Annotated in this window: 10 protein-coding genes; 9 read left to right on the top strand and 1 reads right to left on the bottom strand. The window is 56.4% G+C overall.

Annotation, left to right across the window (positions count from 1 at the left end; translation table 11 throughout):
- Positions 1-856 precede the first annotated feature (856 nt).
- The 7 genes from GGQ73_RS03465 to GGQ73_RS03435 all read left to right on the top strand — a co-directional run bounded on the left by GGQ73_RS03465 (position 857) and on the right by GGQ73_RS03435 (position 8,932).
- Positions 857-3,775 (top strand): monovalent cation/H+ antiporter subunit A, encoded by a 2,919-nt coding sequence (locus GGQ73_RS03465; protein ID WP_183894012.1) that lies wholly within the window; start codon positions 857-859, stop codon positions 3,773-3,775.
- Positions 3,775-4,110, top strand: a complete 336-nt coding sequence (locus GGQ73_RS03460; protein ID WP_174152066.1) for a Na+/H+ antiporter subunit C — start codon at positions 3,775-3,777, stop codon at positions 4,108-4,110. The genes GGQ73_RS03465 and GGQ73_RS03460 overlap by 1 nt, the downstream gene beginning before the upstream one ends.
- Entirely contained in the window at positions 4,107-5,753 is a 1,647-nt protein-coding gene (locus GGQ73_RS03455) for a monovalent cation/H+ antiporter subunit D (RefSeq protein WP_183894010.1), read from the top strand. Before GGQ73_RS03460 ends, GGQ73_RS03455 begins: the two co-directional genes overlap by 4 nt.
- Positions 5,750-6,238 carry a Na+/H+ antiporter subunit E gene (locus tag GGQ73_RS03450; protein WP_183894008.1) on the top strand — a complete coding sequence of 163 codons (489 nt, stop codon included), beginning with the start codon at positions 5,750-5,752 and terminating at the stop codon, positions 6,236-6,238. The genes GGQ73_RS03455 and GGQ73_RS03450 overlap by 4 nt, the downstream gene beginning before the upstream one ends.
- Positions 6,235-6,516, top strand: a complete 282-nt coding sequence (locus tag GGQ73_RS03445) for a K+/H+ antiporter subunit F (RefSeq protein WP_174152063.1) — start codon at positions 6,235-6,237, stop codon at positions 6,514-6,516. The genes GGQ73_RS03450 and GGQ73_RS03445 overlap by 4 nt, the downstream gene beginning before the upstream one ends.
- Positions 6,513-6,857 (top strand): monovalent cation/H(+) antiporter subunit G, encoded by a 345-nt coding sequence (gene mnhG / locus GGQ73_RS03440; protein ID WP_174152062.1) that lies wholly within the window; start codon positions 6,513-6,515, stop codon positions 6,855-6,857. The genes GGQ73_RS03445 and mnhG overlap by 4 nt, the downstream gene beginning before the upstream one ends.
- Positions 6,858-7,087: 230 nt before the next feature.
- Positions 7,088-8,932, top strand: coding sequence for a methyl-accepting chemotaxis protein (locus tag GGQ73_RS03435; RefSeq protein ID WP_183894006.1), 1,845 nt, complete (start codon positions 7,088-7,090; stop codon positions 8,930-8,932).
- A gap of 62 nt (positions 8,933-8,994) precedes the next feature.
- Here the strand turns inward: GGQ73_RS03435 and GGQ73_RS03430 are convergent, their stop codons facing one another.
- A complete protein-coding gene (locus GGQ73_RS03430; RefSeq protein WP_183894004.1) occupies positions 8,995-12,504 on the bottom strand; it encodes a PAS domain-containing hybrid sensor histidine kinase/response regulator in 3,510 nt (1,169 codons plus the stop codon).
- Between the two features lie 212 nt (positions 12,505-12,716).
- Here GGQ73_RS03430 and mscL point away from each other — a divergent pair, with 212 nt between their 5' ends.
- Positions 12,717-13,160 carry a large conductance mechanosensitive channel protein MscL gene (mscL, locus tag GGQ73_RS03425; RefSeq protein WP_174152059.1) on the top strand — a complete coding sequence of 148 codons (444 nt, stop codon included), beginning with the start codon at positions 12,717-12,719 and terminating at the stop codon, positions 13,158-13,160.
- Between the two features lie 94 nt (positions 13,161-13,254).
- On the top strand, positions 13,255-14,427 hold the full coding sequence (locus tag GGQ73_RS03420; protein WP_183894002.1) for a pyridoxal phosphate-dependent aminotransferase: 1,173 nt from the start codon (positions 13,255-13,257) through the stop codon (positions 14,425-14,427).
- The last annotated feature ends 11 nt before the right edge of the window (positions 14,428-14,438 follow it).

The raw sequence follows: 14,438 nt of genomic DNA, 5'->3' as shown, positions 1-14,438 counted from the left end.
TTCTGCAATCAAAGAGAATACCGGATCGACCCGGTACGGCAGCGCGGCGTCATGCCTGGAAGGAGATTTTTCAAATCTCCGTTCCGCCGTGAAATACGTCCAATCTTTATGGTTAATTCCTTGCCCGAAAGTTAAGAACCAATACATAAACCAACAAATACTAAAATTTGCTGTATAATTCGGCCTTGCCACGTTTTTTCCTTACAGCGACCAGTCTCAGACGTCACATTTTTTTGGAAGGATATCCTTATTTTAGGCTTTCCACGCTGGACAATGGCGATACCATTCCCCTAAAAACACAGTGGATATCCACTTTTCTGGTGATGTTTTAACAAAACGCTGACGACGATTGAGGAGACACGATTTTGCCATGGATGGGGAAAAACCGCTGGACCCCGCGTTATTCCAAAAGGCTGATCGGTGTTTTTGCAGCTGGCATGCTTGTCTTCATCGGAATTCAGGCGAGCGTCAGCGTTGCCCTTACAGCAAAACTCCATCGACTTGAATCGTCTCAACGACCTCAGGCAGCCACATCGCTGGCGCACAACGCAACCAGTGCACAGCGCCATGATTCAGCACTCTGGACGTCTTACGCTCGGTCAGTGGATCACGATTTTGTTGATCCATTTTTACCGAACATAGCACTGGTATCAGGCGACATGAACGACCAGATCGGTGCAGAAGACATGCAATTCGGTGGGCATGGTCTTCGTCTCACCGGGACGGTCTCACCCCGCGGGCCACCCCGAGGAATTTCATAACCGTCGTGGCCAGTTATCTCCGTACTTGACGGAGTTGGCGAAGTTGACGGGCACAGAAACTGTCACATCTTAACGCCAGAAAATTGCCATTGTACATGAGTCTTGAAGCCCTCCTTCCCATTCTGATTGCCCTCCCCTTCATCGGCAGCATTGTGACTGCGATGATGCCGAGAGATGGCGCTGCCCGTGCGCCTGTGCTGGTTGCCGGCGGCATCGCCCTCTTCAGCCTCGTGACGACCATCCTGCTCTACAGCAGCGTCAAGGGCGGTGCAGTTCTCAAATACGATGTAGAGTGGCTTCCACAGCTTGGTCTGAATTTTACGCTCCGGCTGGACGCATTTGCGTGGATGTTCACGGTACTGGTCACCGGCATCGGTTTTCTGGTGGTGCTCTACGCACGCTATTACATGTCTTCGGACGACCCTATTCCACGCTTTTTCGCGTTCTTCCTGTCCTTCATGGGCTCGATGCTGGGAATTGTTCTATCCGGAAACGTGATTTTACTGTCAATCTTCTGGGAAATGACAAGCATCTTCTCATTTTTGCTGATCGGATACTGGCACCACAATGCCACAGCCCGCGATGGCGCACGTATGGCGCTCACCGTCACCGGTATCGGCGGCTTCTGCCTTCTGGCAGGGCTTTTGATCCTCGGTCATATGGCGGGCAGCTACGATCTGGATGACATCATCGCCAAGGGAGGCGATATCAGAGCGCACTCGCTCTATGTTCCCGCACTTGTCCTCATCCTCATCGGCGCACTGACGAAGAGCGCGCAATTCCCGTTCCACTTCTGGCTCCCCAATGCCATGGCGGCGCCGACACCGGTGTCCGCCTATCTGCACTCCGCCACTATGGTGAAAGCTGGCGTGTTTCTACTGGCGAGGCTGTGGCCGGTTCTGGCGGGAACACCGGAATGGTTCTGGCTGCTCGGTTTCTGCGGTATCATCACCCTGCTGCTCGGTGCTTACTTCGCCATGTTCCAGCAGGATCTGAAGGGACTTCTCGCATACTCCACCATCAGCCATCTGGGCCTGATCACTACGCTTCTCAGCCTCGGCAGTCCACTCGCTGCTGTTGCCGCCATCTTCCACATGATGAACCATGCCACCTTCAAGGCATCGCTTTTCATGGCAGCCGGCATCATCGACCATGAAACCGGCACACGGGATATGCGGCGCTTGAGCGGCCTCTATCCGTTTTTACCAGCAACTGCCACGCTCGCAATGGCGGCGAGCGCGGCCATGGCCGGTGTTCCGCTCTTCAACGGCTTTCTGTCAAAGGAGATGTTCTTTGCCGAATCCGTGGAAACCCATGCAGATTCCCTGCTGGACAAGGCACTTCCCTATGTCGCGACCTTATCGGGCGCCTTTGCCGTGGCCTATTCGCTGCGCTTCATCCACACGGTGTTCTTCGGACCGCCGCCACATGATATTCCCAACCCCAAGCCCCATGAACCGCCGCGCTGGATGCGATTTCCCATCGAGTTTCTGGTGCTGGCCTGCCTGATCGTCGGCGTCGTGCCGAGCCTGTCCATCGGTCCCTTCCTGCATTCGGCGGTCCTGTCGGTGCTTGGACCTCAGACCCCGGTCTATAGCCTGTCGATCTGGCACGGTTTTAACCTTCCACTGATCATGAGCTTGATGGCATTCGTGGGTGGCGTTGCAATCTACGCTTTGCTGGGTGGTTATTTCGCGCGCTGCGATGATGGTCCACCGTTCTTCCGGCATCTGCGCGGGCAACGTATTTTCGAGCGGGTCATGGTGACCGTTTCCTGGAAATGGGCGCGCTGGGCTGAAAGCAGGCTGGGGACACGCCGTTTGCAACCGCAACTGCGCATGCTGATATTGGTGGCGCTGGTTGCCGGTTTTTCACCGCTCGCATCGTCCAATTTCTCGTTGACACTTCCCGCTGTGACAACTTTTGATCCGATTTTCGCCATTCTATGGGGCATCGGGATGATTGCCGCCATGGGTGCCGCATGGCAGGCGAAATATCACCGCCTGGCTGCCCTCGTCATGCTGGGCGTATCAGGTCTTGTCACCTGCCTCACCTTCGTGTGGCTTTCAGCACCCGATCTGGCCATCACGCAGTTGCTGGTCGAAATCGTGACGCTCGTTCTCATTCTGCTGGGCCTGCGCTGGCTACCCAAACGTATGGTCAAGGTCGACAACAACAACGAACTGCCGTCCCAGCTTCGTCGCGGGCGCGATTTTCTGCTTGCCGTCTTTTGCGGTATCGGCATGAGCATCATCGCTTTTGCCGTCATGACGCTGCCCGTGCCCAACACCATCGCCAACTACTTCCTCGATAAAGCCTATAGCGAGGGTGGCGGAAGGAATGTTGTCAACGTCATTCTGGTCGATTTCCGTGGATTCGATACCATGGGTGAGATCGCGGTTCTCGCGATCGTCGGTCTCACTGTGTTCTCGCTGCTGCGTCGTTTCCGTCCTGCTCAGGAAAGCATCGGTCTGCCGGAACAACAGCTTATTCAAAATGCGTTCGATGCCGACAGCCCGGAACGCAGCAAAGGTGACACGGTTCGCGATTATCTGCTGGTCCCTTCTGTTATCATGCAGTGGATGTTCCCTGTCATCGTGACCTTCTCGATCTACCTGTTCATAAGGGGCCATGATCTTCCGGGCGGTGGCTTCTCGGCAGGGATCACCATGGCTGTTGCGTTTCTTCTGCAATATCTGGCCGGTGGGACCCGCTGGGCGGAAGACCGCATCCGCATTCTGCCGTTGCGCTGGATGGGGTTCGGTCTGTTGATGTCGGCAGCAACGGGCATGGGGTCTTGGCTCCTCGGATACCCGTTCCTCACATCCTATTTTCAATACACTGACATTCCCTACATCGGCAAAATGCCGACAGCGACCGCGCTGCTGTTCGACCTTGGCGTTTTCGCCCTCGTCGTCGGTGCGACGGTCCTTATTCTGATAGCATTGGCGCACCAATCGCTGCGTAACTATAAAATACGTGTGCCTGACGCCTCAAAAGCGGAGGAGGCGTAATGGAACTCATTCTTGCCCTGGGGATCGGTGTGATGACCGGATCTGGTGTCTGGCTCATCCTGCGTCCCCGCACCTATCAGGTCATCATCGGTCTTTCGCTTCTGTCCTACGCCGTCAACCTCTTCATCTTCGGCGTTGGCGGCATCAAAACGAATGCACCGCCCTTGCTGCTTGAGGGTGTCATCACGTCGACCTTGGCGGATCCCGTTCCGCAAGCACTCGTGCTGACAGCCATCGTCATCGGCTTTGCAACGACCGCACTCTTTCTCGTCGTCCTCCTGGCAGCACGCGGACTGACCGGCACTGACCATGTCGACGGGAGGGAAACGAAGTGAATTCCTTTCCCGCTCACATCGTCGTTGCGCCGATATTGGTGCCGCTGATGACTGGCGCCATCCTGCTGTTCATCGACGAGCGCAAGCGCTCCACGAAAGCCGCCGTCAGCCTCATCTCGACCTTCATTCTGCTGGCGGTTGCCGTCACCCTGTTCATCGAGGTCAATTCGACGATCAACACGGAAGTTGCTGCCGTCATTTCGACCGGCGTCTATCTTCTCGGCAACTGGCCTGCGCCCTTCGGTATCGTGCTGGTCGCGGACCGGCTTTCCGGCCTTATGGTACTGCTGATGGCGCTGCTCGCCATTCCCTCACTCATCTACTCGCTGGCGAAGTGGCACAAAGCAGGTGCGCATTTCCATTCACTTTTTCATCTGATGCTGATGGGCGTGAACGGCGCATTCCTGACCGGCGATCTGTTCAACCTGTTTGTCTTCTTCGAGGTCATGCTGGCAGCCTCCTATGGCCTCCTATTGCACGGCTCCGGGCCGTTGCGCGTCAAGGCCGGCCTGCATTACATCGCCATAAATCTTGTTGCGGCCCTGTTTTTCCTGATCGGCGTCAGCCTCATCTATGGCGTCACCGGCACCCTCAACATGGGTGATCTGGCACAGCGCATTGCAGGTCTCAACCCGGATCAGCGCATGCTGCTGGAAACCGGCGCGGCCGTGCTTGGCGTAGCCTTCCTGGTCAAGGCCGGCATGTGGCCTTTGAATTTCTGGCTACCCACGGCCTACACCGCCGCATCGGCACCTGTAGCCGCCATTTTCGCCATCATGAGCAAGGTTGGAATCTACATCATCGCGCGCCTGTCCTTCCTCCTGTTCGGAGAGACGGCGGGCGCTTCGGCGGGTTTCGGTCATGATGCGCTTCTGGTCGGCGGCATCGCCACCATCGTGTTCGGCACCATCGGGGTGCTAGCCTCACAGGCGCTTGGCCGCCTTGCCGGCTTTTCTGTTCTCGTGTCCTCGGGAACGCTTCTGGCTGCGATGGGAACGGGCAATCCCCTTGTTGCCTCCGGTGCGCTGTATTACCTCATCAGTTCGACACTGACGACCAGCGCCTTTTTCATGCTGATCGAACTCGTCGAGCGCGGGCAGGACGCCGGTGCCAACGTTTTGGCTGTGACGATGGAAGCTTACGGCGAAGGTGAAGAGGACGAAGAAGAAGACGAGGTCGGCGTTACCATGCCCGGCACCATGGCGGTGCTCGGCGTCTGTTTCGCAGCCTGTGGTATTCTTCTGGCTGGCCTGCCACCATTATCCGGCTTCATCGCCAAGTTCTCGATGCTATCTGCCATCCTCAATCCATCAGGATTGGGCGCCAACGATACGGTCTCGACGCTCTCGTGGTGGCTCGTCTTCCTCATCGTCTTCTCGGGCTTGGCCGCGCTGATTTCCATGACGCGCGCCGGTATTCGTACCTTCTGGGGGTCACTTGAAGGGACTGTACCGCGTGTTCTCGTCATTGAAATCGCGCCTGTCCTGATGCTGTTGGCCTTAACGTTGGCAATGACCATCGCAGCCGGTCCCGTCATGAGGTACCTGCAGGAAACGGCACGTATCGGCAGTCTTCCCGAAAGCTATATTCAAGGCGTGATGTCTGCTCCGAGGGCCGATAACGGTCAGGGGTCAGCGCCATGATCACCCGTATCCTGCCCTATCCGCTGCTGACACTTTCGCTCATCTTCTTCTGGCTGACGATCAATGGCTTCTCGACTGGTCATCTGTTGCTGGGTACCATCGTCGCCATCTTGGCGTCCTGGGCCATGGCGTCCCTGCGCCCACCGAAACCGCGCATTCGAAACTGGCATCTGCTGGTGAAGCTGACGTTCATCGTCCTTTACGATATCATCCGCTCCAACATCACGGTTGCAGCGATCATCCTGTTCCGGCGCGATCGAAAGATACGCTCGGGCTTCCTGACGCTGCCTCTTGAACTCCGAGACCCGATGGGGCTTTCGATTCTGGCCGTGGTGCTCACAGCAGCACCCGGAAGCGCCTGGCTTGAGTATAATTCGTCTCAAGGCACGCTTTTGATCCACGTATTGGACGAAATGAATGAGGCCTATTGGCATAACCTCATCAAAGGCCGTTATGAAAAATTGCTGATGGAGATATTCGAATGAGTTCGGTTATCCTTTTCTGGTCGTTCTCGATCGCCCAGTTGTTTCTTGCAATCGCCATGGCGCTATCCGTCTATCGCATCGCCATCGGCCCGCGCGCGCAGGACCGGGTCCTCGGCGTCGATACGCTTTATGTCAGCGCCATGCTGTTGGTTCTGCTGTTTGGGCTTCGCACCGGCAACGACGTCTATTTCACCGCCGCCCTGCTGATCGCTATTCTAGGATTCGTATCGACCGTGGCACTTTCAAAATTCATGATGCGTGGAGAGGTGATCGAATGAACAGCGCCGCCGAATTCCCCCTCTGGGCCGCCATCCTCGTCGCCTTTTTCGTTCTGCTTGGTTCATCCCTCACGCTCATCGGAACGATCGGCTTTGCCAAGTTGCAGAGCTTCTATGAACGCCTGCACGCCCCAACTCTTGGCACCAGCTGGGGAACAGGCGGCATCGTCATCGCATCGGTCATCTATTTTTCGGTGTCAGGCGAACGCCCGGTGTTTCAGGAAATCTTCATCGGTATTTTCATGACCGTCACCACGCCTGTTTCTTTAATGCTATTGGGCCGTGCCGCCCTTTACCGCGACCGTGCCGAGCAGGATCCGAACAGTCGTCAAAGCCTTTGAGGCGAATTCAAAATAACACCTTTACTCTGCACTGACAGGAAGCAGCATCTGTTCCTGACTGATCAAAATGTCAGCCTTAAAGAAGCAAGAATACAATTATTTCAATATTTAGTACCAATAAGTCAATTTCACCGCGAAATCACACAAAATATTGACGCACAAACACGTTCCGTGAATTTTAACTTTTTTTCTGCATTGTGGCAAAATTCAGTATTTCTCGGGGACATAGTATGACGAGTTTCTTTTCGAGATCGATAGTTGTTCAGATGGTTTGTCTGACTATCGCGCTTATTTTTCTTGGCATTTTTGCCGTTGGTACTTCGACCTACATCCGTCTGAAGCAAGACGTGATGGAGAGCGCACTCATGGACACGCGTCGTGCTGTCAGAAGCATGGCTATTCTCTATGAGATGAAAGTCGGTGGTGCGACGGTTGCTATCGAAAATGGCGATTTGAAATCTGTCAGCAGACCCAGCATCGGAACGCTGCTTGATTTCGACCTCGTGGATCGTACAGGTACCGCCAATGGTGGTGTTGCCACCGTCTTCCAGACCCAGGGCACCGATTACACGCGTATCTCGACCAACGTAAAAAACGAGAAGGGCGAACGCGCTGTCGGCACCAAACTTGCGCTTGATCATCCTGCCTATGCCAAAATGGCAAAGGGCGAGTCCTACTTTGGACAAGCGAGGCTTTTTGGCACGGACTACATGACGGGCTATCTTCCCGTCCTCAACAAGTCCGGCAACACGGTCGGGATTCTCTTCGTTGGCGTTCCGATGGCCGTTTACCAGTCTCATATCGACGGATTGCGTAACATCGTGCTGTGTTGCGGCGTTGGCGTCATGGTCGTGTTCGGTCTGCTCGGCTACTTCGCCATCAACCGGTCGCTCCGCCCCCTCGGCCTGCTGACGAATGCGGTCAAGTCGTTGTCGGAAGGCAAGCTTGACACCGATATTCCCTACACCGAACGTAAAAATGAGTTTGGTAACATCGCACGTGCACTGGAAGTCTTCCGCGACAACGCGCACGAAAAGCTGGTCATGGAAGGCCGCAGCGTCGAGGAACGGGCCGAGGCTGAGGCTGAACGTAACCGCAACGACGCTGAAAAGCGGGAAACGGACCGCCAGATCGATTATGCGGTCAACCAGCTTGCTGGTGGTCTTGCCCGTCTTTCTCAGGGTGACCTGACGCAGACGATCGATACGCCGTTCTCCGGTCGCCTGGAACAGTTGCGCTCGGACTTCAACAACTCGCTTGCCAATCTGAAAGACGTTCTGGCGCAAATCCGCGATAGAACGCTTGTGATCCAGACCAATGGCATGGAGATGCGCGAATCTTCCAACGACTTGTCGCGGCGCACGGAATCACAGGCTGCCTCACTGGAACAGACCGCAGCCGCTGTTGAGGAAATCACTGTTACCGTAAAATCCTCTGCCGAACGTGCCCGTGAAGCAAATCAGGCGGTTCGCATCACGCAAAAGAGTGCCGATAGCTCTGGCTCAGTGGTCAAGAACGCCATCGACGCGATGGGCCGTATCGAAGATGCTTCCAAGAAGATCGAGCAGATCATCGAGGTCATCGACGACATCGCCTTCCAGACCAACCTTCTGGCGTTGAATGCCGGTATCGAGGCTGCGCGTGCCGGTGAAGCTGGCAAGGGCTTTGCCGTTGTGGCGCAGGAAGTTCGCGAGCTTGCCCAGCGTTCGGCCGATGCCGCCCGCGAAATCAAAACGCTGATCAACCAGTCCACCAACGAAGTCGGCACAGGCGCTCATCTGGTACAGGAAGCAGGACAGGTTCTGTCGGACATCAGCCAGCAGATCGTCGTCGTCAGCAAGCACGTTGAAACCATCGCAACGGCAACGGCCGACCAGTCGTCCGCGCTTCAGGAAGTCAATGGCTCCGTCAATCAGATGGACCAGATGACCCAGCAGAACGCCGCTATGGCGGAAGAGTCCAGCGCGGCGACCCAGATGCTATCGGAAGAGGTCGAAGCTCTGCTTGGACTGGTCCAACGCTTCCAGATCGGCCAGCCAAACCAGCAGCAGGCCCGCTACGACCGCGCTGCATAAGCCTCTCACTGATTGCTCAATAGACTTGAAAGGCCGCCCGATGACGGGCGGCCTTTTTCGCTTTACTCTGCCGCTGCCCGCGTCACGCTGAACACCTGGTTGATGTAGGCGCGAAGAGCTGCCGGCCGGACAGGCTTATGCTGCACGGCAATCCCCTCTTTTTCCGCCTGCATCCGGACGTCCGGCGTGCGGTCGGCGGTGATGAGCAGCGCAGGAATATCTCTCTGATACATGCGTCGGAGCCGAAGCACCGCATTTACGCCATCGCCATCGTCAAGATGATAATCGGCGATGATCATATCTGGAGGCTCGGTGTGGCGCGCCGCTCTCTCATCGATCGAGGCAAGCGAGGCTGCCTGTTGCACCTCACACCCCCAACCGGACATCAACAGGGCCATGCCTTCCAATATCTTCGGTTCATTGTCGATGCACAGGATACGAAAGCCCCTCATTTGCTGCGCAATCGCTCGCGGGGCATTGCGCTCCAAGATCTTTGATTGACGACCATGGATAAGCTCGCGCGGCAGGTGAACGCGAAACGTCGTGCCTTTGCCCTGAACGGACGACAGGTGGACGGGGTGATGCAGAATGCGTGACAGGCGGTCCACAATCGACAGGCCCAAGCCAAGCCCTGCCGCCGTCTTTGCCCCTTCGTCAAGCCGCGCAAACTCCTTGAAGATGGTGCGGAACTTGGAGGACGGAATACCGATGCCGGAATCCGACACCTGAATGACCGCCTCCTTCCCACGGCGACGGACGCCGACAACGACCTTACCGGTCACCGTATATTTGATGGCATTGGATACGAGGTTCTGAACGAGCCGTCGCAGCAGATTGATATCGGATTTTACCGTCAGAGATGTGGGCATGACGATGAGTTCGAGGTTCCTTTCCCGCGCCATCGGCGCAAAATCCGTCTCGATGCGTTTGAACAGATCAGTCAGCGCTACGGACGCCACACGTGGCTTCATCGAGCCGGTATCGAGACGGGATATGTCGAGAACCGCGCCGAGAATGGTTTCCACCGATTCCAGTGCGGAGTCGATATTCTGGACGAGAGAGCCGTTTTCAGACGCCCCGACCCGCTCGACAAGCGCCGACGAGTACAGCCGGGCAGCATTCAGGGGCTGAAGAATATCGTGACCCGCTGCGGCAAAAAAACGGGTCTTGCCGATATTGGCATCATCAGCTGCCGCACGCGCTTCGGCCAACTCACGGTTTACACGTGTCAATTCGCCGGTCCGTTCCTCCACACGTTGCTCCAGCGTTTCATTGGCCTGCTTGAGCGCTTGGTCGCTGGCCACACGCTGGGTGATATCGGTGAAGGTGGCGACAATACCCTTGTCCGGCATGGCGTTGGAGCGCACTTCGATAATGCGTGCACCACCCGCCAACACAAGCGAAAACGGCATGTCCATCGTCAGAAACAGATCTATGGTGTGCGCCTGCTGGCCCGCCGCGATATCACCACGCTCCTCCAGCATGGCCACGATCTCGTTGAGCGGCAGTCCTACCCTCCCGAACTGCTCCGGCAGATCGAGCAGGGTGCGGAAGCGCCGGTTCCAGATGGTCAGTTGCTGGGAGCTGTCGAATACGGCGATGCCCTGGTCCATTTGCGCCAGCGCGGTTTGAAGCATGTCCTGATTATATTGCAGCGCTTCGCTGGCCTGATCCAGCAGCCAGACAGTGTCGGCGCTGGTATCTTCTGCCTTTTGCAGGATCAGCGACAATACCAACCGCGCCGAGGACGAGCCGATGGCGCTGCCCAACAATTGTTCGGAAAAATGGATGAGCGCCATGTCCGCCGGTTGATCGTCCTCCAGCTTTCGGCCCGCCGTCTTTTCGTAAGCCGACAGCGAGCGCAACATCCTTTCTTCGCCGAGATAGCGCGCAACGGCCGTCTTCAGATCGCCCACACTGACACGCGTTTTCCAGCCACGGGTCGCAAATTGCGATTTGGAATGCCGTTTGACGAAAATGCCGGACTGGATGCGCTCCACCGGACGCGGATTACGCGACAGAGATCCAAGCACAAATGCGGCGCAATTGATCAGCAGACTGAGTGTGACGGCATTGACAAGCGGATCGGCGCCTGGACCGTTGAACAGTGTCGTTCCGGGGAACAGGAAGCTCAAGACAGTGGCCGCAATATGGGAGTTATCAGGCCCGCCAAGACTCGGGAGAAAGAGGAGATAGCCCCAGATGAGGAAGCCTGAACTCAAGCCTGCTATGGCACCACGCGCATTGGCACGACGCCATATGAGCCCGCCCAACAGTGACGGTGCCATTTGCGCAATGGCTGCAAAGGCCAGCAGGCCGATCGATGCGAGGCCAGACGCGCTGTCTGCCGCGCGATAATAGGCATAGCCAAGCAAAAGAACCGCAAAAATCGCAGTGCGGCGTATGTTGAGCAGGGTCTTGGCAAAATCATCGCGATGCGACGAGCGATGTAACAATTTCTGCCGCAGGAAAATCGGCATCAGAATGTCGTTCGACACCATGATGGACAAGGCGACAGAGGCAACGATGACCATGGCCGTCGCCGCCGAAAAGCCGCCAATAAAGGTGATAAGCGACACCACCGGCATCTGGTTGACCAAGGGTAATTGCAGCACATAAAGGTCGGCGTCGCCATTGCCACCCAGCGTCAGCAGACCGGCAATGGCAATCGGCAATACGAAGATGTTGATGGCAATGAGGTAGAGCGGAAACAGCAGCCCCGCCATGCGCAACTCGTTCGGCGTGCGGTTCTCCACCACTGTGACGTGGAACTGGCGCGGTAAAAGGATGATGGCGAAAGCCGAGAGCAGCGTCAGCACGATCCAACGGCTGATCGGCGTCTGGTAGGACATGGCCTGCATGACCTGGGTGTTCTGCGACGCCAGTCGCCAGAGCTGCGCTGGACCATCGAACAGGAAGAAGACAACATAGACGCCCGCCGTGCAGATCGCCACCAGCTTCACCACTGATTCCATGGATATGGCGAGGATCAGCCCGTCCTGATGCTCAGTCGCATCGGTATGGCGCGTTCCGAAAATGACCGCAAACCCGGCCATGACAACCGTCACCAGCAGGGGCAGATCAAGAAAATAGAGGTTACCGCTACCAATGCCGTAATCGCTCGGGTCCACCATGGCAGCGACCGAGTTGGACACGGATTTAAGCTGCAAGGCGATATAGGGGATGGCGCCCACCAGCGCGATGATCGATACCAGCGTCGCCACCGTTGGGTTCTTGCCGTACCGGGCGGCGATGAAGTCGGCAACGGATGTCAGCTTCTCGGCTTTCGCCAGTTCCACGATCCGCCGAAGGATGGGCATCCCGAGCGTGAAGGCAAGGATCGGGCCGGTGTAGATACCAAGAAACTCCAGCCCGCGTTCGGATGCCAGCCCAACGCCGCCAAAGTAAGTCCAGGAGGTGCAGTAGATCGCAAGGCTCAGCGCATAGACGACGGGCCTGCCCTTTTTAGTGGCTGACTTCTGACGGCTCTTGGCATCGCCATAGGTAGCTACCGCAAACAGCAGCAGAATATAGGCAAACGCCGATCCGAATATGACCCAGCCCGGAAGCACTTGACGGTTCTCTCCCTCATCCTCGCCCGCTTAAGCATAAGCCAGTTCCGGGAAAATGAGAATTGGCTTGGGAATAGGCATAAAGTTTATGGTAGCGGAACAAATTGTCTTTTTACGTCGTATATCTGCACATTCGAAAATTGGATGTTATTGTGTAATGGCCGTGCCGTACGCACCGGCTGAAAGAGGGCTTCAAAGAGGGGACGCCTGGAATGCTTAACGAGTTTAAAACGTTTATCGCCCGCGGCAATGTCATGGACCTGGCTGTGGGTGTCATCATTGGTGCTGCTTTCAGCAAGATCGTTGATTCGGTCGTCAAGGATCTGATCATGCCGTTGGTCGGCGCGATTTTTGGCGGGTTCGATTTTGCCAACTATTTCCTGCCGCTCAGCTCTGCGGTAACGGCACCGACGCTTGAGGCAGCCCGTGCGCAGGGCGCGGTCTTCGCCTATGGCAACTTCATCACCGTCGTCATCAACTTCCTCATCCTGGCATGGATCATTTTCCTCATGGTGAAGGGCGTGAACACGCTGCGCTCGTCGGTCGAGCGTCAGAAGGTCGAGGAAAAGAAAGAACCGGCGCCGCCACCGGAAGATGTCCGTCTTCTCACGGAAATTCGCGATCTGCTGAAAACTGCGGATACAACTCGCGTCTGATCCATCAGAAAAATCCGTGATATCTTCACCGAATATCATGCACAGCAGGCTTTTCATGCGCTAAGAAGGCACTCACACTGGAGTGCCTTTTTTCATGTCGATTCTGAAAAGTCTAAGTGCCCGCTCACTGGCTGCGCCTGAAAGTGGTATCGTTGAGGTCAAAAAATACGCTCAGGCGCGTGAAAATCTACTGCCGCTCTGGGTTGGCGAAGGAGACCTGCCAACGCCCGCGTTCATCGCACAAGCCGCCGCAGATGCGTTGACAGGTGGCGAGACGTTTTATACGTGGCAGCGCGGCATTCCCGAATTGCGCGACGCTCTCAGCCGCTATTACAAACGCCATTTTGCAGTCAATCTCTCATCTGACCATTTTTATGTTACCGGCTCCGGCATGCAGGCCATCGTCCTTGCCGTGCAGGCATTGACCTCGCCGGGTGATGAAATGATCTATCTGACCCCGACATGGCCGAACATCGTCGCGGCAATCGGCGTGGCTGGTGCCAAAGCTGTTCCCGTCGGCATCGATTTCACCAATGGCAAATGGGATATCGATATCGGCAAGCTGGAACAGGCAATTACGCCAAAGACGAAGGCGCTGTTCATCAATACGCCATCGAACCCGACCGGCTGGACCGCCACACTCGACAATTTGCGCGACATTCTCACGCTCGCCCGCAAGCATGATCTCTGGATCATCGCCGACGAGATTTACGCGCTTTACCACTATGCCGGAGGTCGCGCGCCTTCGTTCCTGGATATCAAGGAAGAGGACGATCGCATCATCTTCGCCAATTCGTTTTCCAAGAACTGGTCGATGACAGGCTGGCGCGTCGGTTGGCTGGCGGCACCGACGGAAATCGGTCAGGTCATCGAAAATCTCATTCAGTACTCCACATCGGGTGTGGCGCAGTTCATGCAGCGCGGCGCTGTTGCCGCACTCGATCACGGCGACGAGTTCATCAAACAGAATTTTGCCCGCGCCGCCAGATCGCGTGACATCTTGTGCGATGCGCTGATTGCCACCAATCGCGTCGAGACCCTGAAACCCGATGGAGCGCTCTACGCGTTTCTGAAGATCGACGGCGTTACCGATAGCCGCGCCGCTGCCTTCGATATCGTCGACAAGGTCGGCGTGGGTCTGGCTCCCGGGACCGCCTTTGGCGCGGGTGGCGAGCTGTTCCTGCGCGCCTGCTTCCTGCGCAACCCGGCGCAGATCGAGGACGCGGCAGACCGCTTGTCGGGCTATATTTTGAGCAAGCCATTCTGATACTGAGAAAC

It is taken from the genome of Rhizobium skierniewicense (assembly GCF_014196515.1).
Lineage (GTDB): Bacteria > Pseudomonadota > Alphaproteobacteria > Rhizobiales > Rhizobiaceae > Agrobacterium > Agrobacterium skierniewicense.
This window is presented reverse-complemented; position numbering and strand designations above follow the sequence as displayed.